The organism is Micromonospora sp. CNZ299 (assembly GCF_002754415.1).
The window spans coordinates 3663039-3689013 of record NZ_PEFG01000001.1; the positions used below are offsets into that span (position 1 = coordinate 3663039).

28 protein-coding genes are annotated in these 25975 nt (G+C 72.1%); 18 read left to right on the forward strand and 10 right to left on the reverse strand.

Features of this window, described 5'->3' with window-relative positions; genetic code table 11:
• Window positions 1-14: 14 nt before the first annotated feature.
• Both CLT68_RS17125 and CLT68_RS17130 read right to left on the reverse strand, forming a co-directional pair.
• On the reverse strand, window positions 15-302 hold the full coding sequence (locus tag CLT68_RS17125; protein ID WP_099852127.1) for a GNAT family N-acetyltransferase: 288 nt from the start codon (window positions 300-302) through the stop codon (window positions 15-17).
• Complete coding sequence (locus CLT68_RS17130; protein WP_099852128.1) at window positions 299-1525, reverse strand: cysteine desulfurase-like protein; 1227 nt, start codon at window positions 1523-1525, stop codon at window positions 299-301. Before CLT68_RS17130 ends, CLT68_RS17125 begins: the two co-directional genes overlap by 4 nt.
• A 96-nt stretch (window positions 1526-1621) precedes the next feature.
• Here CLT68_RS17130 and CLT68_RS17135 point away from each other — a divergent pair, with 96 nt between their 5' ends.
• From CLT68_RS17135 to CLT68_RS17165, 7 genes are all read left to right on the forward strand, one after another.
• Window positions 1622-1987 (forward strand): hypothetical protein, encoded by a 366-nt coding sequence (locus tag CLT68_RS17135; protein WP_088947342.1) that lies wholly within the window; start codon window positions 1622-1624, stop codon window positions 1985-1987.
• 59 nt (window positions 1988-2046) lie between these two features.
• Window positions 2047-2868 (forward strand): DUF1206 domain-containing protein, encoded by an 822-nt coding sequence (locus CLT68_RS17140; RefSeq protein ID WP_099852130.1) that lies wholly within the window; start codon window positions 2047-2049, stop codon window positions 2866-2868.
• A gap of 83 nt (window positions 2869-2951) precedes the next feature.
• A complete protein-coding gene (locus CLT68_RS17145) occupies window positions 2952-4139 on the forward strand; it encodes a mechanosensitive ion channel family protein (protein ID WP_099857271.1) in 1188 nt (395 codons plus the stop codon).
• Window positions 4140-4472: 333 nt separating this feature from the next.
• Window positions 4473-4907: a phage holin family protein gene (locus CLT68_RS17150; protein ID WP_088947344.1), complete on the forward strand. Its 435-nt coding sequence runs from the start codon at window positions 4473-4475 to the stop codon at window positions 4905-4907.
• A complete protein-coding gene (locus CLT68_RS17155) occupies window positions 4904-5278 on the forward strand; it encodes a DUF3618 domain-containing protein (RefSeq protein WP_099852131.1) in 375 nt (124 codons plus the stop codon). Before CLT68_RS17150 ends, CLT68_RS17155 begins: the two co-directional genes overlap by 4 nt.
• Window positions 5275-5547: a DUF4235 domain-containing protein gene (locus CLT68_RS17160; RefSeq protein WP_099852132.1), complete on the forward strand. Its 273-nt coding sequence runs from the start codon at window positions 5275-5277 to the stop codon at window positions 5545-5547. The genes CLT68_RS17155 and CLT68_RS17160 overlap by 4 nt, the downstream gene beginning before the upstream one ends.
• A 288-nt stretch (window positions 5548-5835) precedes the next feature.
• The gene (locus tag CLT68_RS17165; protein ID WP_030338233.1) at window positions 5836-6039 is read left to right on the forward strand and encodes a cold-shock protein; all 204 of its coding nucleotides are present in this window, start codon (window positions 5836-5838) and stop codon (window positions 6037-6039) included.
• A gap of 116 nt (window positions 6040-6155) precedes the next feature.
• Here the strand turns inward: CLT68_RS17165 and CLT68_RS17170 are convergent, their stop codons facing one another.
• Both CLT68_RS17170 and CLT68_RS17175 read right to left on the reverse strand, forming a co-directional pair.
• Window positions 6156-6350: a hypothetical protein gene (locus tag CLT68_RS17170; RefSeq protein ID WP_099852133.1), complete on the reverse strand. Its 195-nt coding sequence runs from the start codon at window positions 6348-6350 to the stop codon at window positions 6156-6158.
• 88 nt (window positions 6351-6438) lie between these two features.
• Window positions 6439-7422, reverse strand: coding sequence for an aldo/keto reductase (locus CLT68_RS17175; RefSeq protein WP_099852135.1), 984 nt, complete (start codon window positions 7420-7422; stop codon window positions 6439-6441).
• Window positions 7423-7506: 84 nt separating this feature from the next.
• On the opposite strand from CLT68_RS17175, the gene CLT68_RS17180 reads away from it, so the two are divergent.
• Window positions 7507-8301, forward strand: a complete 795-nt coding sequence (locus CLT68_RS17180) for a trans-aconitate 2-methyltransferase (RefSeq protein WP_099852136.1) — start codon at window positions 7507-7509, stop codon at window positions 8299-8301.
• Window positions 8298-9323, forward strand: a complete 1026-nt coding sequence (locus CLT68_RS17185) for an adenosine deaminase (RefSeq protein ID WP_099852138.1) — start codon at window positions 8298-8300, stop codon at window positions 9321-9323. Before CLT68_RS17180 ends, CLT68_RS17185 begins: the two co-directional genes overlap by 4 nt.
• Before the next feature lie 252 nt (window positions 9324-9575).
• Here the strand turns inward: CLT68_RS17185 and CLT68_RS17190 are convergent, their stop codons facing one another.
• Window positions 9576-10979: a HAMP domain-containing sensor histidine kinase gene (locus tag CLT68_RS17190; protein WP_172861995.1), complete on the reverse strand. Its 1404-nt coding sequence runs from the start codon at window positions 10977-10979 to the stop codon at window positions 9576-9578.
• A 29-nt stretch (window positions 10980-11008) separates the two neighbouring features.
• The gene (locus tag CLT68_RS17195; RefSeq protein WP_099852139.1) at window positions 11009-11698 is read right to left on the reverse strand and encodes a response regulator transcription factor; all 690 of its coding nucleotides are present in this window, start codon (window positions 11696-11698) and stop codon (window positions 11009-11011) included.
• A 73-nt stretch (window positions 11699-11771) separates the two neighbouring features.
• Between CLT68_RS17195 and CLT68_RS17200 the strand changes: the two genes are divergently transcribed.
• Window positions 11772-12692, forward strand: a complete 921-nt coding sequence (locus CLT68_RS17200; protein ID WP_099852140.1) for an ADP-ribosylglycohydrolase family protein — start codon at window positions 11772-11774, stop codon at window positions 12690-12692.
• A gap of 104 nt (window positions 12693-12796) precedes the next feature.
• On the opposite strand, the gene CLT68_RS17205 is transcribed toward CLT68_RS17200, so the two are convergent.
• The gene (locus CLT68_RS17205) at window positions 12797-13732 is read right to left on the reverse strand and encodes a DUF1775 domain-containing protein (protein WP_099852142.1); all 936 of its coding nucleotides are present in this window, start codon (window positions 13730-13732) and stop codon (window positions 12797-12799) included.
• 187 nt (window positions 13733-13919) lie between these two features.
• Here CLT68_RS17205 and thrS point away from each other — a divergent pair, with 187 nt between their 5' ends.
• Entirely contained in the window at window positions 13920-15929 is a 2010-nt protein-coding gene (thrS, locus tag CLT68_RS17210) for a threonine--tRNA ligase (protein WP_099852143.1), read from the forward strand.
• Between the two features lie 142 nt (window positions 15930-16071).
• On the opposite strand, the gene CLT68_RS17215 is transcribed toward thrS, so the two are convergent.
• Window positions 16072-16800, reverse strand: coding sequence for a D-Ala-D-Ala carboxypeptidase family metallohydrolase (locus CLT68_RS17215; RefSeq protein ID WP_088947355.1), 729 nt, complete (start codon window positions 16798-16800; stop codon window positions 16072-16074).
• Window positions 16801-16976: 176 nt separating this feature from the next.
• Between CLT68_RS17215 and CLT68_RS17220 the strand changes: the two genes are divergently transcribed.
• The gene (locus tag CLT68_RS17220; protein WP_172862178.1) at window positions 16977-17489 is read left to right on the forward strand and encodes an HIT family protein; all 513 of its coding nucleotides are present in this window, start codon (window positions 16977-16979) and stop codon (window positions 17487-17489) included.
• 34 nt (window positions 17490-17523) lie between these two features.
• On the opposite strand, the gene CLT68_RS33840 is transcribed toward CLT68_RS17220, so the two are convergent.
• Window positions 17524-17655 (reverse strand): hypothetical protein, encoded by a 132-nt coding sequence (locus CLT68_RS33840; protein WP_486482208.1) that lies wholly within the window; start codon window positions 17653-17655, stop codon window positions 17524-17526.
• Between the two features lie 86 nt (window positions 17656-17741).
• On the opposite strand from CLT68_RS33840, the gene CLT68_RS17225 reads away from it, so the two are divergent.
• Entirely contained in the window at window positions 17742-18800 is a 1059-nt protein-coding gene (locus CLT68_RS17225) for an aldo/keto reductase (RefSeq protein WP_099852145.1), read from the forward strand.
• Window positions 18801-19021: 221 nt separating this feature from the next.
• Here the strand turns inward: CLT68_RS17225 and CLT68_RS17230 are convergent, their stop codons facing one another.
• On the reverse strand, window positions 19022-21175 hold the full coding sequence (locus tag CLT68_RS17230; RefSeq protein ID WP_099852146.1) for an elongation factor G-like protein EF-G2: 2154 nt from the start codon (window positions 21173-21175) through the stop codon (window positions 19022-19024).
• A gap of 251 nt (window positions 21176-21426) precedes the next feature.
• On the opposite strand from CLT68_RS17230, the gene pgsA reads away from it, so the two are divergent.
• The 5 genes from pgsA (at window position 21427) to pdxS (ending at window position 25942) form a co-directional block, all read left to right on the forward strand.
• Window positions 21427-22056 carry a phosphatidylinositol phosphate synthase gene (gene pgsA, locus CLT68_RS17235; protein ID WP_099852148.1) on the forward strand — a complete coding sequence of 210 codons (630 nt, stop codon included), beginning with the start codon at window positions 21427-21429 and terminating at the stop codon, window positions 22054-22056.
• Between the two features lie 46 nt (window positions 22057-22102).
• Window positions 22103-23035: a phosphatidylinositol mannoside acyltransferase gene (locus CLT68_RS17240; protein ID WP_099852149.1), complete on the forward strand. Its 933-nt coding sequence runs from the start codon at window positions 22103-22105 to the stop codon at window positions 23033-23035.
• A 115-nt stretch (window positions 23036-23150) separates the two neighbouring features.
• Entirely contained in the window at window positions 23151-24311 is a 1161-nt protein-coding gene (locus tag CLT68_RS17245; RefSeq protein ID WP_099852151.1) for a glycosyltransferase family 4 protein, read from the forward strand.
• 82 nt (window positions 24312-24393) lie between these two features.
• Window positions 24394-24897 carry a hypothetical protein gene (locus CLT68_RS17250; protein ID WP_088951617.1) on the forward strand — a complete coding sequence of 168 codons (504 nt, stop codon included), beginning with the start codon at window positions 24394-24396 and terminating at the stop codon, window positions 24895-24897.
• Window positions 24898-25024: 127 nt separating this feature from the next.
• Window positions 25025-25942, forward strand: a complete 918-nt coding sequence (gene pdxS, locus CLT68_RS17255; protein WP_099852153.1) for a pyridoxal 5'-phosphate synthase lyase subunit PdxS — start codon at window positions 25025-25027, stop codon at window positions 25940-25942.
• Window positions 25943-25975: the final 33 nt, after the last annotated feature.

The window sequence follows — 25975 nt, forward strand, 5'->3', positions numbered from 1 at the left end:
GCCGACCGTCCCGCCTACGGCAGGTCGGCGACCAGGTCGGCGTACTCGGGGTGCTTGTCGATGAACGCGGCCATGAAGGAGCACTGCGGCACCACGGTGCCACCCCGGGCGCGGACCTCGTCCAGGGTGCCCCGGATCAACGCACCGCCCACGCCCTTGCCCTGGAAACCCCGGTCCACCTCGGTGTGGGTGAAGACCAGGACCTCCCCGCGCATCACGTACGCGGCGAAGCCGGCCAACGCGTCGTCGACCAGGATCTCGAAGCGGTGCTTCGCCGGGTTGTCCTCGACCAGGGTGCTCATCCGGCCATTCTCCCCGCGCTGCCGGTCAGCGCGTCGAGTTCGCCGAGCAACCGGTCCACCTCGTCGGCCGTGTTGTAGTGGTAGATGCTGGCCCGCACCGCGCCGCCGCTGTCCCGCAGACCCATCATCTGGAAGTACTCGTAGGCGTAGTAGTCGCCGACCGACAGGCAGAACCCGGCGGCGCCCAACGCCTCCTGGGTGGCCGCCGGCGACAGCCCGGCGACCCGGAACGACACCGTCGGGCAGCGCCGGGCCGGCGAGCCGTACACGGTGACCGCCGGCCGCTCCGCCAACCCGGCGAGCAACCGGTCCAGCAGCGCCTCCTCGTGCGCCTGGGCGGCGGCCAGACCGGCCCGCAGCCGCGCCCGCCGGTCCCCGACCGCGTCCGGGTCCAGCCCGGCCAGGTGATCGACCGCCGCGGTCACCCCAGCCAGCAGCGGGAAACTCGGCGTGCCGTACTCGAACCGGTCCGGCACCGCGTCGGAGGACGGCACCAGCTTCGCCGGGTGCAGCGCCGCCCAGCGGGCCGGGTCGGCCACCATCGCCGCCAGGTGCGGCCCGGACCACTTGTACGCGCTGGTCACCAGCACGTCGGCGCCGAGTGAGGTCAGGTCGGTCGGCCCGTGCGGAACGGAGTGCACCCCGTCGACGTGTACGAGCGCGCCGACGGCGTGCGCGATCTTGGCGATCGCCGGCACGTCCGGCACGGTGCCGATGGCGTTGCTGCCGGCGGTCACCGCGACCAGCCGGGTCCGCTCGCCGACCAGGTCGGCGTACTGGGCGGCGGGCAGCTCACCGGTGTGCCGGTCGACCTCCGCCCAGCGCACCGTCGCACCAGCCGCCTCGGCGGCCTGCACCCACGGCCGGATGTTGGCGTCGTGGTCGAGCCGGGACACCACCACCTCGTCACCCGGGCGCCAGGTCGCGCCGAGCGTGCGGGCCAGGGTGTACGTCAGCGCGGTGGCACTCGGACCGAGCACCACCCCGGCCGGGTCGGCGCCGAGCAGGTCGGCCACCGCCGAGCGGGTCTCGGCCACCAGCTCCAACGACCGGCGGCCCGGTACGTTGGCGGCGCTGCGGTTGCCGACCGCCGCGCGCATGGCGTCGGCGACCGCGTCGATCACACCGGCGGCGGTCTGGGTGCCCCCGGCCCCGTCGAAGTGGACGAAGCCCTCGGTCAGGGCGGGGTACGCGGCCCGGGTGCGGGCGATGTCGAACGGCATGTCCCGGACCCTAGCCGGTGCTCCCGCGACCCCGTCCGGCCACCGGCTGATCACCGATCGACTGTGACATCGCGGGCGTCTCGTACTCTTGGCGAGGTGACGAACCGACCCGCCACCATGCCCATGCCCACCGTCCGCCGCGCCGCCGGTCTGTTCGCCGGTCTGGCGCTCGGCATCGCCGTGCTCGCCGGCTGCAGCTCCCAGGGCGCCTCCACAGACTGTTCGGTGGACGCCTGCACCATCACCTTCGATCGAGGTGTCGACGCGAGGACCACCATCCTGGGCGTCGAGGCCAAGCTGGTCGGCGCCGAGGGTGACCAGGTGACCGTCGAGGTCGCCGGCGAACAGCTCACCCTCACCACCGGCCAGCAGGCCGCCGAGGCCGGGGGTTTCGGGGTGACCCTGGACAGCGTGACCGACCAACAGGTCAAGATTCGCGTAGCGCGTAACCCGGGCAGCTGACCTGGGCGGGCGGCGGTGGCCGACGTTTGAGAATCTTCGCAATCGGAGATTGTGACGCCATGTCACTTACCCGTAGCGCCGAAGCCACCGCCTCCCGTACGGCGGACAGCCGGTGGCTGGAACTCCTCGCCCGGGCCGGCTTCATCGGCTACGGCATCGTCCACCTCCTCTTCGCCTGGCTGGCACTGCAGATCGCCTTCGACAAGTCGTCCGACGACGGCGACCAGTCCGGCGCGCTGCGTACCCTCTCGTCACAGCCCCTCGGTAAGTTCCTGGTCATCGCCGTCGCGGTCGGCCTGCTCGCGATGGCGATCTGGCAGGCGCTGGAGGCGGCGGTCGGGCACCGCGCCGAGCGCGGCAAGGAACGGGTCATCGAACGGCTCGCCTCGGCCGGCCGGACCATCGTCTACCTCTACTTCGCCTGGACCGCGTTCAAGGTCTTCAAGGACGCCGGGTCGAACAGCGCCGACCAGCAGGAGGCGCTGACCGGCAAACTGATGACCTCCACCGGCGGCCGCTGGCTCGTCGGCCTCGCCGGGCTGGTGCTCGCCGCGATCGGTGTCGGCCTGGTCATCTACGGCGCCCTCAAGAAGTTCGAGAAGCACCTGAAGACCGGTGAGATGAGCCCCAAGACCCGCCAACTGGCCCGCCGTCTCGGCATGGCCGGATACGTGGCCAAGGGCGTCGCGTACGGCATCGCCGGTCTGCTGGTCATCGTCGCGGCGGTGAACTACGACCCGGAGAAGGCCCGTGGTCTGGACGCCGCGCTGCACGCCCTGCGCGAGCAGTCGTACGGCACGCTCCTGCTGACCCTGGTCGCCCTGGGCATCGCCGCCTTCGGTGTCTACTGCTTCCTCCAGTCCCGGTACCGCAAGGTCTGAGCTGGTCGATACCACGGTCGTCGGGCACTCTTGGGCTTTTGCCCGGAGTGCCCGACGCCTGGTCGAAGGGGAGCACCGAAGCCTTGCAGAACTATGTCGAAACGGCCGTCGCCGCGCTCGTCGCGGCGGCGGTCGCCCTGTTCCTGGTCGAGGTCGTCCACCGGCTGACCCGGCGGTTCGGCCGTCGCTCGCTGTTGATGACCGAGCTGACCGACCACGCGCACCGCCCGTTCCAGGTCGCCGGAACGGTCCTCGCCGTGCAGTTCGCCGTCCGTTTCAGCACCGGGTACGCGGTCGGCGAGAGCTGGCGCCGCCTGCTGCTGCACCTGCTCATCCTCGCCGTCATCGCCACTGCGGCCTGGCTGGTGGCCTCGCTGCTGGTCGTCGTGGAGGACACCGCGCTGGCCCGGTTCCGGGTCGACGTGCCGGACAACCGGCACGCCCGGCGGGTCCGGACCCAGGTGGTGATGCTGCGCCGGCTGACCATCGCGGTGATCGTCATCCTGACCATCGGCGTGATGCTGATGACGTTCCCCAGTGTGCGGGGCATCGGCGCCGGTGTGCTGACCTCGGCCGGTGTGGTCGGTGTGGTGGCCGCGCTCGCCGCCCAGAGCCTCCTCGGCAACGTGTTCGCCGGCCTCCAGCTCGCGTTCAGCGACGCCGTCCGGCTCGATGACGTGGTCGTCGTCGAGGGGGAGTGGGGTCGGATCGAGGAGCTGACCCTCAGTTACGTGGTCGTGCAGATCTGGGACGACCGGCGGTTGATCCTGCCCACCTCGTACTTCACCAGCAAGCCGTTCCAGAACTGGACGCGGACCGAGGCAGCGGTGCTCGGCACCGCCGAGTTCGACGTGGACTGGGCGGTGCCCGTGCAGACCATGCGCGAGGAGTTGCGGCGCCTGGTCGAGGGCACCGAGCTGTGGGACGGCCGGGTCTGCGTCCTTCAGGTCACCGACGCCACCGGCGGGATGGTACGAATGCGCGCGCTGGTCAGCGCCGCGGACGCGGGCAGCCTGTGGGACCTGCGCTGCCTGGTCCGCGAGCATCTGGTGGCCTGGATCCGGGACAACCGCCCGACCGCGATGCCCCGGATGCGCACCGAGCTGGGCGACTCCAGCAGCAACCTGCCCTGGCAGTGGGTGCAGCCGAGGCGGCCGGCACGCCGCCTGTCGGAGACCGAGGCACCGGACGACGCTCGCGTCTTCGGTGGCAGCGACGACGGCGACGCCCGCAGTGAAGCCTTCGTGGGCCCCGAAGAAACCCGTCCCTGACCCGTCCGCGCCCGGCCGCCGCGCCGCGCCGCCCGAGTGCTGCCCGCAGAACCGTGGCGATCATGGACTTGCCGGGCCGGTGCGCCCGGTTTGTCCACGTCAACCTCATGATCACCGCTGTGCGAGCGGGGTTGGTGGTCCGTTGCGAGAGGTTTGGCCGGGCTTGGGTGGGGGATGTGCTGCCGGACGTCTCTGGCGTGATCAGGGTGGGACGGTGCGCCGGTCCTCGGCGCGGCGTCCGGACAACGCGGACGGTGAGCTGCTCGGCGCGCTTTAGGATTGACGGGCGGCGACTCCGGGCATACAGCGCGGTGATGAGGAAAGGAGGACAGCATGGCTGACGTGGCGAACGCCCGCACATCCCAGAACGGGAGCGAGCCCTCCACCGCCGAGTTGGTGCAGCGGGCCACCGAGCAGGTCTCCCGTCTCGTACGGGACGAACTGGCGCTGGCCCGAGCGGAGTTGACCGAGAAGGGCAAGCACGCGGGCATTGGCATCGGGCTCTTCGGCGGCGGCGGCGCACTGGCGTTCTACGGCCTGGGCGCGTTGGTCGTCACGGCGATCCTGCTGCTCGACCTGGTGTTGCCCGCCTGGGCCGCCGCGCTGATCGTGGCGGTTGCCTGTTTCCTGGTGGCCGGCATCCTTGCCCTGGTGGGCAAGAAGCAGGTCAGCCGTGCGGTCCCACCGGTGCCGGCGGCGACGGTCCGTAGCCTCCGGGCCGACATGGACACCGTCACCGCCGCGGTGAAGGACAGGGGGCGGCAATGACCGGCAACGGGACCGGCGACACGGAGGCGCTCCGCGAGGAGATCCGCCGCACCCGGGTCGAGTTGGGCGAGACGATGGAGGCGCTGGCCGCCAAGGCCGACGTCAAGGCGCGCCTGAAGGTTTCCGCCGAGCAGGCGAAGGAGCGGATGCGCGAGCAGGCGGCGCAGACTGTCGCCCGGGTTCGCGGGCAGGCCGTGCGTGGTGCCGGAATGGCCCGCGCGCAGGCCTACGAGAAGGGCGAGTTGGTGCGCGCACAGGCGCACGAGAAGGGCGAGTTGGTGCGACGCAACCCGGTGCCGTGGGCGGCGATCGCCGCCGGTGCGGTGGCCACCGTGGTGGTGCTGATGATCGTGCGGGGGAGGCGTAGGTGAGTAAGAGCATCGGCAGGGTCGCGTACCGGCCGGTCGGCGTGTTGTTGGGTATCGCCGCGGGCACGGTGGCCGGGGCGATTTTCCGGCAGGTCTGGAAGGTCACCGCGGGCGACGGTGAGGCACCCAACGCCATCGACGAGGATCGCGGCTGGGGCGAGATCCTGGCCGCCGCGGCGTTGCAGGGGGCCATCTTCGCGGTCGTCCGGGCCGCTGTGGACCGGGGCGGCGCGGTCGGCGTCCGTCGGATGACCGGCAGCTGGCCGGACTGACCACAGAGCGACTTCAGCCCCCTTCCCGCATCGATGGGAAGGGGGCTTTCGCATGGCTTCGGACGCCGCCCAGCGGAACTGAGGCATCCGTCAGGTCACATGTCGGAGAAATTCGTCGGAGAGGTCGTGACAGACTTTTTACCTCCGTGATTTGCTGGTCCCCGCTGTTGCGAGATGGCGTGGGTTGAGAGAAGTCTCCTTCGTGGGGCCGCCTCAGGCACCGCTGCTCGAAAACGGCCAATCGGCCGGACGGCGTGCACGGCCGCCAGTTTTTAGAGGGAGATACACATGGCTCAGGGAACCGTGAAGTGGTTCAACGCTGACAAGGGCTTCGGCTTCATCACCGTCGATGGTGGGGGTGCTGACGTGTTCGTCCACTTCTCGGCCATCCAGACCAGCGGCTACCGCTCGCTGGAGGAGAACCAGCGGGTGGAGTTCGAGATCGCTCAGGGTCAGAAGGGCCCGCAGGCTGAGCAGGTCCGTCCCATCTGAGTGAGATGGCCGGCCCCCGCCGGTCAGTGGGACGGTCCGGCACAGGGCCGTTGAAAAGCCCCGCACCCTTCCAGGGATGCGGGGCTTTTCCGTGCCAGGCCACCAGGGCCAGTTGGTCAGCGTCGGCGGCGCGAGCGTAGGCCGAGCCAGAGCACCACCAGCCCGACCAGTGCCACGATCGGACCTATCACCACCCAGATCTTCTGGTCGGTCATCACGCTGCCGCTGACATAGCCGAGGCCCTGCACCGTCCACACGGCACCGATCACGACGGCCAGCAGGCCGAGGGTGAGCGAGAGCCAGCCCCTCATCGCGTCCCCTCTCCGACACCCGAGGCGGTGCGTCGCCCTCCAGCATGGTCGGCCGGGTGGCGCGACGCGAGCACCCCGGGCGTGCGGGTCACCACCGGTCGTGCACCTGCGGGCGGATCAGCTCGTCGTAGGTCTCGCGTACGGCTGCCAGTTGGTCGTCGCTCAGCGACGACAGGTCCGCCGCAGCGGCGTTGCGCCGGGCCTGGTCAGCGTCGCGGGCGCCGGGGATGACCACGGTGACGCCCGGCTGGTCGAGCACCCAGCGCAACGCGAACTGCGCCATCGTGCGGTCCGCGTCGACCAGCGGCGCCAGCCGGCGTACGGCGGCGAGGCCCTGCGCGAAGTCGACGCCGGAGAACGTCTCGCCGACGTCGAAGGCCGCGCCGGTGCGGTTGAAGTTGCGGTGGTCGTCGGCGGCGAACTCGGTGTGCTCGTCGTACCGGCCGGAGAGCAGGCCGCTGGCCAGTGGCACCCGGGCGATGATGCCCACGCCGGCCGCCGCGGCTGCCGGCAGGACGCGCTCCAGCGGCTTGTGGCGGACCGCGTTGAGGATGATCTGGACACTCGCCACGCCCGGCCGGGCGATCGCGGTGAGGGCCTGGTCGCAGGTCTCGACGCTGACCCCGTACCCGGCGATGGCCTTCTCGGCGACGAGGGTGTCGAGGCCGTCGAAGACCTCGTCGGAGGAGAACACGGCGGTGGGCGGGCAGTGCAGCTGGACGAGGTCCAGGGTGTCCATGCCCAGGTTGGCTCGGGAGCGGTCGGTCCACTGCCGGAAGTTGGCCAGGGTGTACGCCTCCGGCCGCTGCTCGACGCGGCGGCCCATCTTGGTGGCGACGGTGAGCCCGGCGTCGGGTCGGGAGCGCAGGAAGCGGCCGATCAGCTGCTCGCTGCGACCGTCGCCGTACACGTCGGCGGTGTCGAGGAAGGTGACTCCGGAGTCCACGGCGGCGGCGAGCACCGCCATCGCGTCGCCCTCGCTGACGGTGCCCCAGTCGGCGCCGAGCTGCCAGGCGCCCAGGCCGACCGCGCCGACGGTCCGGCCGAGCCGGTTGAAGCTGCGCTGTTCCATGCCCCGAGCCTAGTGATCGGGTTGCCGGCCTGCCACGCGAGCCGTATCTTGAAACAAGACGGACGTACGGTTTGGGAGGCTGCGATGTGGGACCCGACAACCTACCTGCGCTTCGGCGACGAGCGGTCCCGGCCGTTCCACGACCTCGTCGCGCGGATCCCCGCCGAGCGGCCCCGGGCCGTGGTCGACCTCGGCTGCGGCCCTGGCCAGCTCACCGCCACCCTCGCCCAGCGCTGGCCGACCAGCCGGGTGCTCGGCCTGGACTCCTCACCCGAGATGATCGACCGGGCCGCCGCCCTCGGCACTCCTGTCGACTTCGCGGTCGCCGACCTGCGCGACTGGCATCCGACCGGCGACGAGGACGTGGTCGTCAGCAACGCCGCGCTCCAGTGGGTGCCGGGTCACCAGGAGCTGCTGCGCAGCTGGGCCAGCGAGCTGCCCGCCGGGGCGTGGCTGGCCATGCAGGTCCCCGGCAACTTCGCCGCCCCGTCGCACCGCGCCCTGCGCGAGGTCGCCGACCAGCCGGCCTGGCGGGCCGGGATCGCCCCGCTGCTGCGCGCGGACCCGGTCGACGACCCCGCCGACTACGCGGCGCTGCTGACCGCCGCCGGCTGCGCCGTGGACGCCTGGGAGACTACCTACGTGCACCTGCTGCCGGCTCGGCCCGCCGCCGCGCACCCGGTGCTGACCTGGATGGAAGGCACCGCGCTGCGCCCGGTCCGGGCCGCGCTGGACGCCGCCGGCTGGTCGGCCTTCCGGGCCGAGCTGGGGGTACGACTCACCGCGGCGTACCCGGTGCGGCAGGGTCAGGTGTACTTCCCGTTCCGCCGCGTCTTCGCCGTCGCCCGCACCGGCGACCATGCCCAGGAGAACCTGTGACCGACCTGCCCACCTTCATCGCCGGCCTGCCCAAGGTGGAGCTGCACGTGCACCACGTCGGCTCCGCCTCGCCCCGGATCGTCGCCGAGCTGGCAGCCCGCCACGAGGGACGCACCCCCGTGCCGGCCGACCCGGAGGCGCTCGCCACCTACTTCGAGTTCCGCGACTTCGCGCACTTCATCGAGGTCTACCTGAGCGTGGTGGACCTCGTCCGCGACCCGGAGGACGTCTGGATCCTCACCCACGAGGTGGCCCGGGAGCTGGCACGCCAACAGGTCCGGTACGCGGAGCTGACCATCACCCCGTACTCGCACGTGAGCCGGGGCATCCCCGCGCCGGCGTTCTGCGAGGCGATCGAGGACGCCCGCCGGCGCGCCCTGGCCGACTTCGGCCTCGAACTGCGCTGGTGCTTCGACATCCCCGGCGAGGCGGGTCTGCCCTCCGCCGAGCAGACGCTGCGCATCGCCCTGGAGGAACGCCCGGACGGGCTGGTCAGCTTCGGTCTGGGTGGCCCGGAGATCGGCGTGCCCCGACCGCAGTTCCGGCCCTACTTCGACCAGGCCCGCGCGGCCGGTCTGCGCTCGGTGCCGCACGCCGGGGAGACCACCGGGCCGCAGACGATCTGGGACGCGCTGAACGAGCTGGGCGCCGAGCGCATCGGGCACGGCATCTCCGCCGCACAGGACCCGGAGCTGCTCACACACCTGGCCGAGCGGCAGATCGGGATGGAGATCTGCCCGACGTCCAACGTACGGACCCGGGCGGTGGCCAGCCTCGACGAGCACCCGCTGCCCCAGCTGGTCGAGGCTGGGCTGCTGGTCACCATCAACTCCGACGACCCGCCGATGTTCGGCACGACCCTCAACGACGAGTACGCGGTGGCGGCCCGTCTGCTCGGGGCCGGTCGCGAGGGTCTGGCCGGGCTGGCCCGCAACGCGGTGACCGCGTCCTTCCTCGATCCCGCCGGCAAGCAGCGGATCAGCGCCGAGATCGACGCGTACCTCGCCACCGCCGCCGGCTGAGCTGGGCGGCCGGAGCGCGGCTGAGCCGCTGAGCCGTTCGGGGGAGCGGGGCGCGCGGCGGGAGCGTGGGTGTGGGGGGACCTGAGACTCCCGCCGCGCGCGCGGCTTCACCGGCCGGGGGTGCGTGGTGCGCTCGACCGGTGAAACTGGTGGGTTCGTGCACTGATCCTGTCAGCCCGAAGCCGGTCACACGCGATCGTTAACCGCGATCTAAGGAAGACTTGCGCCGGCCCACAACCCGGGCCGTTGCGGTCACTCGTCGGTGGGGCGCTGGCGGGGCCAGCGACGTCCGCTGGACTTCGTGTCCCGGGCGTCGCGGGCCATCCGGCCTACCAGACCGAAGCGGCTCACCTGCCGGGGCGTCGCCTCCGGGTCGGCGAGCAGCATCACCACGCTGGCCCCGCCCAGCCGGGCGCGGTCGATGCTCACCGACCCGTTGGCCTGCAACGCCACCCGCTTGGCGATGTCCAGCCCCAGCCCGGTCGAACCCTGGTCGCTGGTGCCCCGGCGCAGCGCCCGGTCCGGGTTGGTGATGCCGGGACCGGCGTCGTCGATCCGGATCGCCACGTAACCGTCGCGTCGGGACACGGCCACCTCGAACGCGGTGCCCTGCGGCGTGTAACGGAAGACGTTGCCGATGACCGCGTCCAGCGCTGCGGCCAGCTCGGCCCGCGGCACCGGTGCCGGGATGCGCAACTGCGCGCCGTTCACCCGGTGCGGCCGGTTCTGGTCGCCGGCCAGGGCCGCCCAGAACACCATCCGGTCCCGGACCACCTCGCTGACGTCGCACATCGCCGGACCGGCCTCGTGCGCCACCGACTTGCGGGTCGTCTTGATCAGCACGTCGATCTCACCCTCCAGGGTGACGATCGCCTGCCGGATCCGCCGGATGCCCCGGAGCCGGTCCAGCTCCGCCGGGCTGAACGAACCCACGCTGGTGTCGTCGGACTCCAACGCCTCCGCGTCCAACCGCAGCACCGTCAACGGGGTGCGCAGACGGTGCGACAGGTCGGCCACCAGCTCCCGCTCATCGGTGCGGGCCGCGTCGAGCCGGTCCGCCATCCGGTTGAAGGCGTACCCGGCCTCGGCCAGCTCGCGGGGACCGGTCGGCTCCACCCGTACGCCCAGGTCGCCGTCGCCGATGGACAGTGCGGCCTTCACCAGACCTCGGGTCGAGTCCACGGCGCGGGCGGCGACCCGGTCGACCACCAGCACCGCGGCGCCGGCCATCGCCGCGCCGACCGCGAACAGCAGCAACCAGGTGCCGCCGGCACCCTCACCCAGCGTCGAATCCGGGAGGAACACCTCGACCACGGCCGTCCGGTCACCGAGGACCACCGGGTCGAGCCGGACCACACCGCCGTCGACGTCCACGACCAGCGACCGCCGGTCGGCACGGGCCCGGTCCAGGTCACTGCCACTGGCCCGGCCCGCGGACTCGTCCAGACCCAACCCGTGCACCACCGGCCGGGTCTGGGCACCCTCGGCGCTGGCCACCACGGCACGCTCGACGACCGTCGGGTCGGTGCTGACCGCCAGCGCGCCGGTCACCAGCGCGCTGCGCCGGGCGGCGTCGGCGATCGCCTCGTCCCGGCTCTGCTCACGCAGGCTGAGGCCGAGGGGGATCAGGAACGCGAGCGCGACGAGACTGCACATGCCGGCCGTGAGCAGGGCCAGCGCCGTCCTCAGTCCGGTGCCACCAGCCGGAACCCGACCCCCCGCACGGTGCGCAGGTAGCGCGGCTTCGCCGCGGACTCGCCCATCTTTCTGCGGAGCCAGTACAGGTGAACGTCGATGGTCTGATCCTCGCCGACCGATGGCTGCCGCCATACCTCCTCCAAGAGTTCCCGGCGGGACACTACCCGCCCAGGTCGCGCGGCGAGATACGCCAGCAGGTCAAATTCCTTGCGGGTCAGCGCCAGTGGCTCCCCGTCGAGCTGGGCACTGCGTTCGCCCACGTCCACCTTGAGCCCGCCGACGCTGTGCACAGCGGGTTGCACCGTCCGGCTGGCCCGCCCGGCCCGGCGCAGCACCGTGGTGATCCGCGCGTCCAGGTGCGCCCCGGTGAACGGCTTGACCATGTAGTCGTCCGCGCCGGCACGCAGCAGCTTGACCACCGACTGCTCGTCGTCGCGGGCGGTGGCGATGATGATCGGGACGTCGGTGATGCCGCGCAGCATCCGCAGCGCGTCCGAGCCGTCCAGGTCCGGCAGACCCAGGTCGAGCACCACCAGGTCGGGTGTCTCCGCGGCGACCCGGCGCAGCGCGTCCAACGCCGTACCCACGGCGTGCACGGCATGCCCCCGGTCGGTGAGGGACCGCAGCATCGCACCGCGTACGACGTGATCGTCTTCGACCAGGAGCACGGAGGCCACGACAAGACCGTACTGGGCCTGGCAAGTTGATCGCGTTGCGACGTGCCTGGCGAGGGGGCAAGCTGGTACGACGATGTCGTTCACCCTGTTCGCCGATGCCCGCCTGGCGCTCGCCCGGGACAGCCTCGCCGGTCTCTCCACCGGCGACGCGCTCGGCGCCCAGTATTTCCTGCCGGGCTCGGCACCTGCGGATCTCACCCCGCAGGCGTTGCCGTCGTCGCCCTGGGAGTGGACCGACGACACCGAGATGGCCTGCTCGGTCCTCGCCGAGCTCGCCGACTCCGGCAGCATCGACCGGGACCGGCTGGCCCTGGCCTTCGCCGAGCGCTGCGAGCCGCGCCGGGGCTACGGCGCCGGCGCGACGTTGATCCTCCGGCTGATCCGCACCGGCACCCCGTGGCCGCTGGCCGCCGCCTCCGCGTTCGACGGTCAGGGCTCCTGCGGCAACGGCGCGGCCATGCGGGTCGGCCCGCTGGGCGCGTACTTCGCCGACTCGACCGCGCGTGCCGCGGCCCAGGCCCGCTCCTCGGCCGAGGTGACGCACGCGCACCCCGAGGGCATCGTTGGCGCCGTCGCGGTCGCTGTCGCCGCCTCGTTGGCCGCCCGAGCCCGCCTCGACGGGCACCGGCCAGCCCCGGAGCGGCTGCTCGCCGGGATCGCCGCCGCGCTCGATCCGGGCACCGAGGTGCACCGGAGCGTGAACCGGGCGGCCGGGCTGCTCGGCCGGCCACTGCCCCGGGTGGTGGCGGCGCTCGGCAACGGCTCCCGGGTGACCGCGCAGGACACCGTCGGGTTCACACTCTGGGTGGCCGCCGCCCACCTCGACGACTATCCGACGGCGATCCGGACGTGCGTGCGGGCGGGTGGGGACGTGGACACCACGTCCGCCATCGCCGGGGCGGTGGTGGCGGCGTACACCGGTGTCGGCACCCCCGGGGGCGTGCCCGAGCCGTGGCTGGCCGCCCGCGAGCCGCTACCCACCTGGCTGCCCTGACCACCCGGCCCGTCCGGGCGGCCCGGGCCATGATCGACTCGGGTTTCTGTAAATCGGGGTGTCCGCGCGACGTTGATGCCGCGGTTTCAGGGAAGCCGAGTGGATCACCGAGATGACGTGGAAACCGCCGGCGTCGGGTCGGCCGGCACGGTGGCCCCGGTCGTGCCGCGCGGCACGTCGGCGGGCGCCTCGTCCTGGTCGGTGCGGCCGGTGACCTCGGCGAGCGTCGGGGTCTGGTCCTCGTCCGCTCCGCCGGTCACCTCGGCCAGCGCGGTGGCCTCGCCCGGGTCGCGTCGGCGCCACCGGCTGACCAGCCAACCGATCGCCGCGCCGCCGCCCAGGCCGGCCAGCAGGCCGGCGGCCAACATCCCGTCGGCGCTGCCGGACTCCTCGTCCGCGCCGCCCGCACCAGCGGCCGGGGCGTCGACACCGCTGTCCGCAGCGGCTGGCGCACCGGCCGCCGGACCGCCGTGCCCGCCGTGTGCGGCCTGGCCCGCCGCGCCGGGCGCCGCCGGCAGCAGGGTGAGCGCCGGGGCCCGGTGCGGACCGGCGGCGTCCGCCCAACGGACCACCGTGCCATCGGCGTACGTCTGGACCACCTCGAAGGTGAGCCGCTCCGCCTGCGGCATCGGCCCCATGGACAGCGCCAGCCGGGCCGGGCCGGGGTCGCTCTCGCCGACCCGGACCCAGGTCACCGCGGTGGTCACCGTGCTCACGCCGGACGAGTGGATGCCGGCCACCGGCTTGTCCAGGGTGCGGGAGCTGATCCGGGGCGCCCAGCCGTTCACCGACATCGGGTAGACCTCGGCGATCGGCGCGTCGGTCGGCAACCGGACCTCGATCTGGTTGGTCTTCGTGCCGGCCCGCTCCTCCGGCACGCTGAACTCCAGGCGTACGGCGTCGCCCTGCCGGGCCTCTGTGGGGGTGGTCGTCACGTCCACCGCGTGCGCCGTGCCGGGCCAGAGCAGCAGCCCGGCGGCGGTCAGCGCGGTCACCGCCGTGATCCGCCGTCGGCGCTCGCCGCCGTACGTGCTCGCCATCTCGTGCCCCCATCCGTGTCCGCGCGACCGGCACCGGTTCCGGCCACACTCAGTAGTTCGGCTGCGAGGCGCGAAAGGTTCAACGCGGACGTGAGGAAGGTGCCCTTCCCGGTCGAGGGTGGGGCGACCGATAGCATCGGCAGGAGCCGAGGATCGGCACCGTTTCGTACCACTTGGAGGAGTCACCGTGTCCGCACCCCGTACCCCCGCCGTGGCCGACCCTGTCGTCGTCGCCGCCGGGACGACGGCGGCCGACGCGGTGGCCGCGGCCGGACTGCCCGCGAACGGCCCCAAGGCGATCGTCGTGGTCCGCGACCCGCAGGGCCAGCTGCGCGACCTGGACTGGTCGCCGGCCGAGGAGACCGTCGTCGAGCCGGTCAGTCTGGACTCGCCCGACGGGCTGAACGTGCTGCGCCACTCCACCGCACACGTGCTCGCCCAGGCGGTGCAGGACATCTTCCCCGAGGCCAAGCTGGGCATCGGCCCGCCCATCGAGAACGGCTTCTACTACGACTTCGACGTCGACAAGCCGTTCCAGCCCGATGACCTCAGCAAGCTCGAGAAGCGCATGCAGGAGATCATCAAGTCCGGGCAGCGGTTCCGTCGCCGCCGCTTCGACAGCCTGGACGAGGCGCGCTCCGAGCTGGCCGACGAGCCGTTCAAGCTGGAGTTGATCGAGGTCAAGGGCGAGGGCCTGGACACCGACGAGGTGATGGAGGTGGGCGGCGGCGAGCTGACCATCTACGACAACCTTGACGCCAAGGAGGACAAGGTCTGCTGGTCGGACCTGTGCCGGGGCCCGCACCTGCCGACCACCCGCCTGATCGGCGCGTTCAAGCTGATGCGCTCGGCCGCCGCGTACTGGCGTGGGTCGGAGAAGAACCCGCAGTTGCAGCGGGTGTACGGCACGGCGTGGCCGACCCGCGACGAGCTCAAGGCGTACCTGAAGCTGTTGGAGGAGGCCGCCCGGCGCGACCACCGCAAGCTCGGCGCGGACCTCGACCTGTTCAGCTTCCCCGACGAGATCGGCTCCGGCCTGGCGGTCTTCCACCCCAAGGGCGGCATCATCCGCCGCGAGATGGAGCACTACTCCCGCCAGCGGCACGAGGCGGCGGGGTACGAGTTCGTCAACACCCCGCACATCACCAAGGCGCAGCTGTTCCAGACCTCCGGTCACCTGCCGTACTACGCGGACACCATGTTCCCGCCCATGCAGCTGGAGGGCGCGGACTACTACCTCAAGGCGATGAACTGCCCGATGCACAACCTGATCTTCAGGTCGCGCGGGCGGTCGTACCGGGAGCTGCCGCTGCGGATGTTCGAGTTCGGCACTGTCTACCGGTACGAGAAGTCCGGCGTCGTGCACGGCCTGACCCGGGTCCGTGGCCTGACCCAGGACGACTCGCACATCTACTGCACCCGCGAGCAGATGGCCGGTGAGCTGTCGGCGCTGCTCAGCTTCGTGCTGGACCTGCTGCGCGACTACGGCCTGGACGACTTCTACCTGGAGCTGTCGACGCGGGACGACTCGCCCAAGTTCATCGGGGCCGAGGAGGACTGGGCCGAGGCGACCGAGGCACTGCGGACCGCCGCCGCGACCTCGGGTCTGGACCTGGTGCCCGACCCGGGTGGCGCGGCGTTCTACGGGCCGAAGATCTCCGTGCAGGCGCGGGACGCGATCGGCCGAACGTGGCAGATGTCCACCATCCAGGTCGACTTCAACCAGCCGGAGCGGTTCGGGTTGGAATACCAGGCCGCCGACGGCACCCGCCAGCGGCCCGTCATGATCCACCGGGCGTTGTTCGGGTCGATCGAGCGGTTCTTCGGGGTGCTCACCGAGCACTACGCGGGCGCGTTCCCGGCCTGGCTGGCGCCGGTGCAGGTGGTGGGCATCCCGATCCGGGAGGACCACACCGACTACCTGCACGGTTTCGTCGCGGCGCTGCGCGCCGAGGGGATCCGGGCCCAGGTGGACGCGGGTGACGACCGGATGCAGAAGAAGATCCGTACGGCGCAGCAGCAGAAGATCCCGTTCATGGTGATCGCCGGTGACGACGACGTGGCCGCGGGCACGGTCTCCTTCCGTTACCGCGACGGCTCGCAGCGCAACGGGGTGCCGGTCGCCGAGGCGGTGACCCACGTGCTGGACGTGGTCAGCTCGCGTACCAACATCGGCCCCTCGGCCGCTGCGGAGTAGCGCCGCCCGCGCGGTCGCGCGCCCGCCGCAAGATCGCGCTCGATCCAGGAAGTAGTGGCCTCCCCGGCGTGGGGAGGCCACTACTTCCATTTTTGGGCGCGATCATCGCCCGGAGGCCGACGCCAGGAGTCGGCGCCTGCTGTCAGATGCCGCAGTTCGGTGCTGACCAGCCGCCGACCGCCGCCACGTGGGTGTGGTCGTTGTGGTCCGGGTAGCCGGGGCCGAGGATCTGCCCGAAGCCGTGGTAGCGGGCCTGCTGGGCCAGCCGGCAGAAGGACGGGGACCCGACCAGGTCGACCCCGTCACCGTAGAGGTGTCGACTGTTCGACGCCCCGCCGACCGCGCTGTTGCAGGTGTAGCTGCGGAAGCTGCTGCTGATCGCGATGTTCACGTCCCCGAGGGCGTGCCGCATGGCCTGGAGCTTCCACATCGACACGAGCGCGTTGAACCGCGCGGTGCTCGCCGAGACCGCGCCGCCGGCCCAGGTGCTGTTGCAGTTGTTCAGCTCGGCGTAGCTGAAGTTGACCGGTGTGCAGTCGTCGTCCTGGAGGGCGTAGAGCCGGTTGAACGTCTGCGCGCCGGCGACGCCGTCCGCCGACATCCCGTACGCCTGCTGGAAGCGGATGACCGCGGACCGGGTGGCCGGGCCGAACGCGCCATCGATGGTGAGCACGGCGCCGTAGCCGGGGTAGCCGGCGACCCGGATCTGGAGTTGCCGGACGTCTTCGCCGGACATCCCCTGGGACAGGGCGCGACCCCAGGTGTAACAGCCGTCCGCCTGTGCGGCGCCGGCGGTGAGGGTGACGCCGGCCACTGTGGTGGCGGCAGTCAGGGCGAGTGCCGCGAGGAGCCGGCCGAGCCGTCGGATCATGGAGCCCTCCATCAATGCATGGAAGTTCTTGGATGCAGAAAGTTTCAGGTTTAGGCATTGATCCGTCAAGAACTTGCAGCAAAGAGTTTTCCCGACAGCGGGTGTCGCGGCCCGCCTGAGTGGCTCCGTAGGATCGGCTCGTGACAGGGGCGGAACGGCACACGGACATCGACGGCATGGCGGACGGTCTGGAGCGGCTCTGGACGCCGCACCGGATGACCTACATCTCCGGCGAGGACCGCCCGGCCGAGGGCTACGAGAAGCCGACCGGCTGCCCGTTCTGCCGGGCCCCCAAGCTGCCGCCGGAGGAGAGCCTGGTGGTGGCCCGCGGCGAGCACGTCTTCGTCGTGCTCAACCTCTACCCGTACAACCCAGGGCACCTGCTCGTCTGCCCCTACCGGCACGTCGCCGACTACACCGACCTGGACGTGCCGGAGACCACCGAGCTGGCGTCGTACACCCAGACCGCGATGCGGGTGATCCGCAAGGTGAGCAACGCGCACGGCTTCAACCTGGGCATGAACCAGGGCGGGGTGGCCGGCGCCGGCATCGCCGCGCACCTGCACCAGCACGTGGTGCCGCGCTGGGGCGGTGACGCGAACTTCATGCCGGTGATCGGCCGCACCAAGGTCCTGCCGCAACTGCTCGGTGACACCCGCGACCTGCTGGCCCGCGCCTGGCCGTCCTGACCGCCGCCGGAGCGCGAGGGCCGAGCCGGTCCGGCTAGCCGGCGCGCAGCAGCGGGGTCAGCTCCAGCCAGCTCTCCACCCGGTGTACGCGCAGCAGCAGCGCGGCGTACGGCTCGATGACCACACCGCCGATGTCCACACCCAGCCGTCGCATGGCGTCGATCATGCCGCACCCCACCGGTGGGTGCGCATCCTCAATTCCGCCTCGGGATCTGCTACGCCCCGACCCGGCGAAGGTGGCACGATCGGCCGATGGCAGTCACGACACGGACGTTGGGACGCAGCGGCATCGAGGTCAGCGCCCTCGGCATGGGGTGCTGGGCGATCGGCGGCCCCTGGGCGGAGGGCGCCCAACCGCTGGGCTGGGGCGCGGTCGACGACGACGAGTCCGTGCGGGCGGTACGCCGGGCGCTCGACGAGGGCATCACCCTCTTCGACACCGCCGACACGTACGGGGCCGGGCACAGCGAGCGGGTGCTCGGCCGCGCGCTCGCCGGCCGCCGGGACGAGGCCGTGATCGCCACCAAGTGGGGTTACACCTTCGACGAGGCGAGCCGACAGGCCACCGGGGAGGATGCGTCGCCCGCGTACCTGCGCCGGGCCGTCACGGACTCGCTGCGCCGGTTGGGCACTGACCGGATCGACCTCTACCAGCTGCACCTGGCCGACCTGCCGGTGCCGCGGGCGCAGGCGCTCATCGGCACCTGCGAGGACCTGGTCACCGAGGGCCTGATCCGTGCGTACGGGTGGAGCACCGACCGTCCCGACCGGGCCACCGCGTTCGGGCAGGCCGCCGCCGGTGCCACCGCCGTGCAGCACACCCTGTCGGTGCTGCGCGACGCTCCCGAACTGCTCGCCGTCTGCGACAAGTACGACCTGGCCAGCGTCAACCGGGGCCCGCTGGGGATGGGTCTGCTCACCGGCAAGTACTCGTCCGGGTCGACCCTGCCCCGCGACGACGTACGCGGGTTGGCCCCCGGGTGGTTGGAGTGGTTCCGCGGTGGTCGGCCCGCACCGGAGTGGCTGCGGCGGGTCGGCGCGGTCCGTGCGGCGCTCACCGCCGATGGGCGCACCCTCGCCCAGGGCGCGCTGGGCTGGATCTGGGCCCGCAGCGGTCGCACCATCCCGATCCCCGGCTGCCGAACGGTCGCCCAGGTCGAGGAGAACGCCGCTGCCCTGCACCGGGGCCCGTTGCCGGCGGACCAGTTCGTCGAGGTGGAACGCCAGTTGGCCGCTCTGCGGACCGCAGCCCTCCGCGACGCCGACCGCCCTCACTGGCCCCCTCCCACGCACCCCACCATCCACCCCTGAGCGGGGCATCCGCACCCGTCCGGCGTACCCGTCCGGTCCGTGCTGCCGTTCCGTCCCGGACTCGGGTGCCCACCCCACCTGTGAGTGCGGCCTCCTGTAGAGCTGCCCCAGATCTGGGGCAGCTCTACAGGGCGCACTACATGCCATGCCAACCCGCCGCACCGCCCCTGTCGATCACGAGTTGTGGTGCCTCGCGGGCTCCGGGCTCGGTGGGGCGAGGGTCAGGGGGTGTGTTCCTTGCGGATCTGATCGGCCAGGTGGGCGGGCATGGGGTCGTGCCGGACGAAGTGACGGCGGAAGGTGCCGGTGCCGGCCGTCATCGAGCGCAGCTCGACGGCGTAGCGCAGCAACTCGGTGGCCGGCACCTCGGCGCGGACGAGGGTGCGGCCCTCGGTGTCCGGGTCCGGTTCGGTGCCGAGCACCCGGCCGCGCCGGCTGGACAGGTCGCCCATCACGGGGCCCACCGAGCCGTCGGGCACCCGGATGGTGACCTCGTCGATCGGCTCCAGCAACGCCGGCTGGCCACGGTCGGCGGCGTCGCGCAACGCCAGCGCACCGGCGGTCTGGAAGGCCGCGTCGGAGGAGTCGACGCTGTGCGCCTTGCCGTCCACCAGGGTCACCCGCAGGTCCACCACCGGGTGACCGGCGACCAGGCCACGTTCGAGCTGGGCGCGGACACCCTTCTCGACCGAGGGAATGTAGTTGTGCGGCACCGCGCCGCCGATGACCCGGTCGACGAACTCGAAGCCGCTGCCCGGGGGCAGGGGCTCGACCTCGATGTCGCAGACCGCGTACTGGCCGTGGCCACCGGACTGCTTGACGTGCCGGCCATGCCCCCTCGCGGGCACGGTCAGCGTCTCGCGCAGTGACACCTTGACCGGCTCGGTGTCCAGTTCGACGCCGCCGGCGCGCAGCCGGTCGAGCACCACGTCAGCGTGTGCCTCACCCATGCACCAGAGCACCAACTGGTGGGTCTCGGGGTTGCGCTCCAGCCGCAGCGTGGGATCGCCGGCGACCAGGCGGGCGAGGTTGCGGGCCAGGGCGTCCTCGTCGGCGCGGCTGTGGGCGACGACCGCCACCGGCAGCAGCGGTTCCGGCATCTCCCAGGGTGCGATCAGCAGCGGTTCGTCCCGGGCGGAGATGGTGTCGCCGGTCTCGGCGCTGCCCGACTTGGTGATCGCGCAGATGTCGCCGGCCACGCAGAGCGGCACCTCCCGCAGGGTGGCGCCCAGCGGGGTGAAGATGTGCCCAACCCGCTCGTCGGCGTCGTGGTCGGGGTGCCCGCGTTCGGCCATGCCGTGGCCGGAGACGTGCATGGTCTGGTCGGGGCGCAGCGTGCCGGAGAACACCCGGACCAGCGACACCCGGCCGACGTGGCGGTCGATGGTGGTCTTGACGACCTCCGCGACGAGCGGCCCGGCCGGGTCGCAGGTCAGCGGCGGACGCGGCGAGCCGTCCACGCCGGTCACCGCCGGCAACTCGTGCTCAAGCGGCGACGGGAACGCGGCGGTCAGCACCTCCAACAGCACGTCCAGCCCGACACCGGTCGCGGCGCAGACCGGCACCACCGGGTAGAAGTGGCCCCGGGCGACGGCCTTCTCCAGGTCGTCGATGAGCACCTCGGTGCTGATGTCCTCGCCGTCGAGGTAGCGGTCCATGAGGGTCTCATCCTCGCTCTCGGCGATGATCCCCTCGATCAGCTCGTCGCGGGACTCGTCGATGGCCCGCTGGTGCTCCGGGTCGGGATCGCGGACGTCGGCGGGAAGCCCGGCGGAGTAGTCGAAGACCCGGCGGGTGATCAGGCCGAGCAGACCCTCGGTCGACACGCCGTCGTCGCCGAGCATCGGCAGGTAGAGCGGCATCACGTTGTCGCCGAAGAGGCGCTGGCAGAGCGCCACCGCCTCGTCGACGTCGGCGCGGGGCTGGTCCAGTCGGGCCACCGCGACCGCGCGGGGCATGTCGACGGCCGCGCACTCCTCCCACAGCGCGACGGTGGCCGCGTCCATGCCGCCGGCCGCCGAGACGACGAAGAGCGCGGCGTCGGCGGCCCGCAGCCCGGCGCGCAGCTCGCCGACGAAGTCCGCGTACCCGGGGGTGTCCAGCAGGTTGACCTTGATGCCGTTGTGCAGCAGCGGCGCGCAGGACAGGCTGACCGAGCGCTGCTGGCGGACGGCTGCGGGGTCGTGGTCGCCGACAGTGCTGCCGTCGACGACGCTGCCGGCCCGGCCGATCGTGCCGGTGGCCGCGAGCAACGCCTCGACCAGTGTCGTCTTGCCCGCTCCGGAGTGCCCGACGAGCACCACGTTGCGGACCCGCTCGGGCTCGGTCAGCACCGGCGTGCCGCCGGTCGAACCCTTCTCATGCTTTTGCGCCATGGGGCGCACCTCCCTCAGCCGGTGGTGGGTGGCGACCGCCGCGCGAGGTGGAAGCGGCCCGGGGCGAGAGCGCGGCGATATCCTCCGGTGGTCTGCTGCACAGCGGGAACGGGACGGGTGGACGGGTGAGCTGGCTCACCTCCCGGCTCGATCTCACACCCCTCGTCGGGTAGGCACAAGCCTCTCGCAGGCGCGTCGGCGGGACCGGCCGTATCGGCGGAGCTGGGGCGACCGTTATCGTGGGGACCGCCATGGCGAAGATCTTCCAAGTGTCGGCCCGCGCGGGGATGACCCGCGTCGTCGAGCCGATTGCCCGCGCCCTTCTGCGCGCCGGCGTCACCCCCAATGCCGTCACCGTCGCGGGCACCGTTGGTGTGCTCGTCGGCGCGCTCGGCTTCGGTGCCCGAGGCCATCTGGTCGCGGGCGCGTTGATCGTCACCCTGTTCGCGCTCACCGACCTGCTCGACGGGACGATGGCCCGGATGAGCGGCGGCTCCACCAGGTTCGGCGCGTTCCTCGACTCAAGCATGGACCGGGTCGCCGACAGCGCCGTCTTCGGCGCCGTCGCGTACTGGCTGGCCACGGAGGGCAACTACTCCGGGGTGGCCGCCGCGTTGGTCTGCCTGGCCGCCGGCAGCCTGGTCTCCTACGTGAAGGCTCGCGCCGAGGGGCTCGGCATGACCTGCAACGTGGGCATCGCCGAGCGCACCGAGCGGCTGCTGATCGTCGGGGTCGGTGGAATCCTCACCGGCCTGAACGTGAAGCCGGCGCTGGAGATCGCGCTCTGGCTGCTCGCCGCGGTGTCGATCTTCACGGTGGGGCAGCGGATGGCGCACGTCTACCGCCAGGCCCAGCAGCTCCAGCCGGAGGGTCAGGCGTGAGCGGCGCGGCGGGGACCCGGCGCCGGACGACCGGCGGCCGGGCCGCGTGAACCTCACCGAGCTGGGCTACATCGCCGGCTGGCGGGTGGTCCGCGCGTTACCTCGGCCGCTGGTGGCGGCGGCGTTCCAGGCGGGCGCGGACCGCGCCCACCGCACCGGCGGCGGGGGTACGGCCCGACTGCGCGCGAACCTGCGCCGGGTGGTCGGCCCGGACCTGCCCGACGCCGAGCTGGACGATCTCGTCAAGCGCGGGTTGCGCTCGTACGCCCGGTACTGGATGGAGGCGTTCCGGCTGCCCTCGCTGAGCCGCGCGCAGATCCTGTCCGGTTTCCGGCTCGACGGCGCCGAGTTGCTCGCCGCGGACGTGGCCGCCGGCCGGGGCGCGGTGGTGGCGTTGCCGCACGCCGGCAACTGGGACGCCGCGGGCGCCTGGGTGGCGGCCACCGGTTGGCCGATCGCCACCGTCATGGAGCGGCTCAAGCCGGAGGGCGTGTACAAGCGGTTCCTGGCCTTCCGAGAGGTCCTCGGGATGGAGATCCTGCCGACGCACGGCGGGCCACGTCCGGCGTTCGACGTGCTGCTGGACCGGGTACGCGCCGGTGCGGTGGTGCCGCTGCTGGCCGACCGGGACCTCTCCGCCCGCGGGGTGGAGGTGGACTTCTTCGGCGGGAAGACCCGGATGCCGGCCGGGCCCGCACTGCTGGCGCTTCACACCGGAGCGCCGCTCTACGTGGCCTCTATGTGGTACGAACCGGACGCCGCGTGCGCGTCGCTTGCCGGCCCGCTGCCGGTCCCGGGACCCGAGGTGGGGCCTTTGGACCAGCGGGTCCGTTCGCTGACCCAGCTGATCGCCGACCGTCTGGCGGCGGGCATCGCCCGGCATCCGGAAGACTGGCACATGTTGCAGCGGATGTGGCTGGACCAGCGGAGGACGGGGGACGGCACGGAGCTGCCCTCGTCGGCCTCCGGGCAGGTCTGAGGGGGTGGTGGGCACGGTGAGCGCGAGGAGTGCAGCGCAGCGGAGCCCCGCAGCCGTGAGCGAGGCGGGCGCGCCGGGATGGTGTCCCACGGTCACGGACAGGGGGCGCTGACGCATGCGGATCGGCATCGTGTGCCCGTACTCCTTCGACGTCCCCGGCGGGGTGCAGAACCACGTCATGGACCTCGCCGAGGCGCTGATCGCGCTCGGCCACGAGGTCAGCGTGCTCGCCCCGGCCGATGAGGATTCACCGCTGCCGGCGTACGTGGTGTCCGCCGGCCGTGCCATGCCGCTGCCGTACAACGGATCGGTGGCCCGGATCGCGTTCGGCCCGGTCTCGACGGCCCGGGTCCGGCGTTGGATCACCAATGGCGACTTCGACGTGCTGCACGTGCACGAGCCGCTCACGCTGAGCCTGTCGCTGCTGGCCGTGCTCTCCGCTCGCGGCCCGGTGGTGGCCACGTTCCACACCGCGATGACCCGTTCGCGGGTGTTGGCGGCGGCGCAGGGTGTGCTCCAGATCGTGTTGGAGCGGATCACCGCCCGGATCGCGGTCAGCGCGCTGGCCCGCAAGGTGCAGGTCGAGCACATGGACGGCGGCGCGGTGGAGATCCCCAACGGGGTGGCGGTGGCGAAGTTTGCCGACGTCGAGCCGTTGCCGGGCTGGCCCGGTGAGTGCGCCCCGGGCTCCGGCGGCACGCTGGGCTTCCTGGGCCGGTTCACCGAGGCGCGAAAGGGCTTCCCGGTGCTGCGCGACGCGTTCGTGGCGCTGGCCGCCACCAGGCCGGGGCTACGGCTGCTCGTCGCCGGCCCGGGTGCTCCCGACGACCTGTACGACCAGTTCCCGCCCGACCTGCACGAGCGCGTCACGTTCCTCGGCCTGGTCACGGAACCGGACAAGGCGCGGATGCTGCGCAGCGTGCACCTCTACGTGGCACCGAACACCGGCGGCGAGTCCTTCGGCATGATCCTCACCGAGGCGTTGGCAGCCGGTACGACAGTCGTCGCCAGCGACCTGGACGCGTTCCGGCGGGTGCTCGACGGTGGGCGTGCGGGCCGGCTCTTTCCCACCGGTGACCCGGCGGGGCTGCGCAACGCCCTGGCCGAGCTGTTGGACGACCCGGCGGGTCGGGCCGCACTGACCGCCTGCGGGGATCAGGTCGTGGCGAATTTCGACTGGCCCGTGGTTGCTCGCCGCGTTCTGGAGGTATACGCAGCGGCGATCGAAGCAACCGACGGGCGGGTCATCGACCAGGAATGGGTGGGGCTGGGCTGACCGGTGTGACGGATGGTGCGACAGCGACGGGTTGTCCCGGCGTGACCGCACCCACTCGGAGCTGAAACGGAGCAGCACTACGATGCCGCACATGTGGTGGGTGGTGGCCGCGAGCGTGGTCGTGGGGCTGGTCGCGGCGTACCTCATCTGGACCGCCGGCCGGGTCGAGAGGTTGCAGAGCCGCGCGGAGCTGGCGGCCCGGGCTCTCGACGCCCACCTGCTGCGCCGGGCGGCCGCGGCGGCCGTGCTGGCCGAGCGGCGCTTCGGCGTGGAGCTGTACGCGGCGGCCCGCATCGCCCTGGACGCCAGCCCGGACGAGCGGGAGGCGGCGGAGAACGACCTGACCCGGCAGCTGCGTTCCGTCCCGTTGGATCCGGGCGATCCGGACTGCGGGGCGGTCATCGCCGCCAGTCGCCGGCTCGCGCTGTCCCGCCAGGTGCACACCGACCTGGTGCGGGACGCCCGTTCGGCGCGCAGCCGACCGCTGGTGCGGTTGTTGCGGATGGGGCGGGGTCGGGAGTGGCCGCGCTACTTCGACATCGACGACCCGACCCTGACGGTGCCCGCGGACGTGCCCGCGAGCTGACCCGGTGGGGCGGTGATCGGTGCCACAGAGCAGGCCACCGGGGGTCTGATTGGCTGTCGGTGCGGCGTTGAGCCGCGCGTAGCATTTTCGCTGCCACCCCAGGAGCCCGTCCAAGGAGCGATGACCCGTGCCCGAAAACACCGTCTCGAACACCGGTACCGCCCCCGTCGTCGGCACCGCCCGCGTGAAGCGTGGCATGGCCGAGATGCTCAAGGGCGGCGTGATCATGGATGTGGTCAACGCCGAGCAGGCCAAGATCGCTGAGGACGCCGGCGCCGTCGCGGTGATGGCCCTGGAGCGGGTGCCCGCCGACATCCGCGCGCAGGGCGGGGTGTCCCGGATGAGCGACCCCGACATGATCGACGGGATCATCGAGGCGGTCTCCATCCCGGTGATGGCCAAGGCCCGCATCGGTCACTTCGTCGAGGCGCGGATCCTCCAGTCGCTCGGCGTGGACTACGTCGACGAGTCCGAGGTGCTGACCCCGGCCGACTACGCGAACCACATCGACAAGTGGGCCTTCACGGTGCCCTTCGTCTGCGGCGCGACCAACCTGGGCGAGGCGCTGCGCCGGATCACCGAGGGCGCGGCCATGATCCGCTCCAAGGGTGAGGCCGGCACCGGTGACGTCTCCAACGCCACCACCCACATGCGGAAGATCCGCCAGGAGATCGCCCGGCTGTCCTCGCTGCCGACCGACGAGCTGTACGTCGCGGCCAAGGAGCTGCAGGCCCCGTACGACCTGGTCAAGGAGGTCGCCGAGAGCGGCAAGCTGCCGGTGGTGCTGTTCACCGCCGGCGGGATCGCCACTCCGGCCGACGCGGCGATGATGATGCAGCTCGGCGCGGAGGGCGTCTTCGTCGGTTCCGGCATCTTCAAGGCCGGCAACCCGGCCCAGCGGGCCGCCGCGATCGTCAAGGCCACCACCTTCCACGACGACCCGGACGTGCTGGCCAAGGTTTCCCGGGGTCTCGGCGAGGCGATGGTCGGCATCAACGTCGACGAGATCCCGCAGCCGCACCGCCTGGCCGAGCGCGGCTGGTGAGCGCTCCTTCAGGCGGCGTGAACCGGAGAGGAA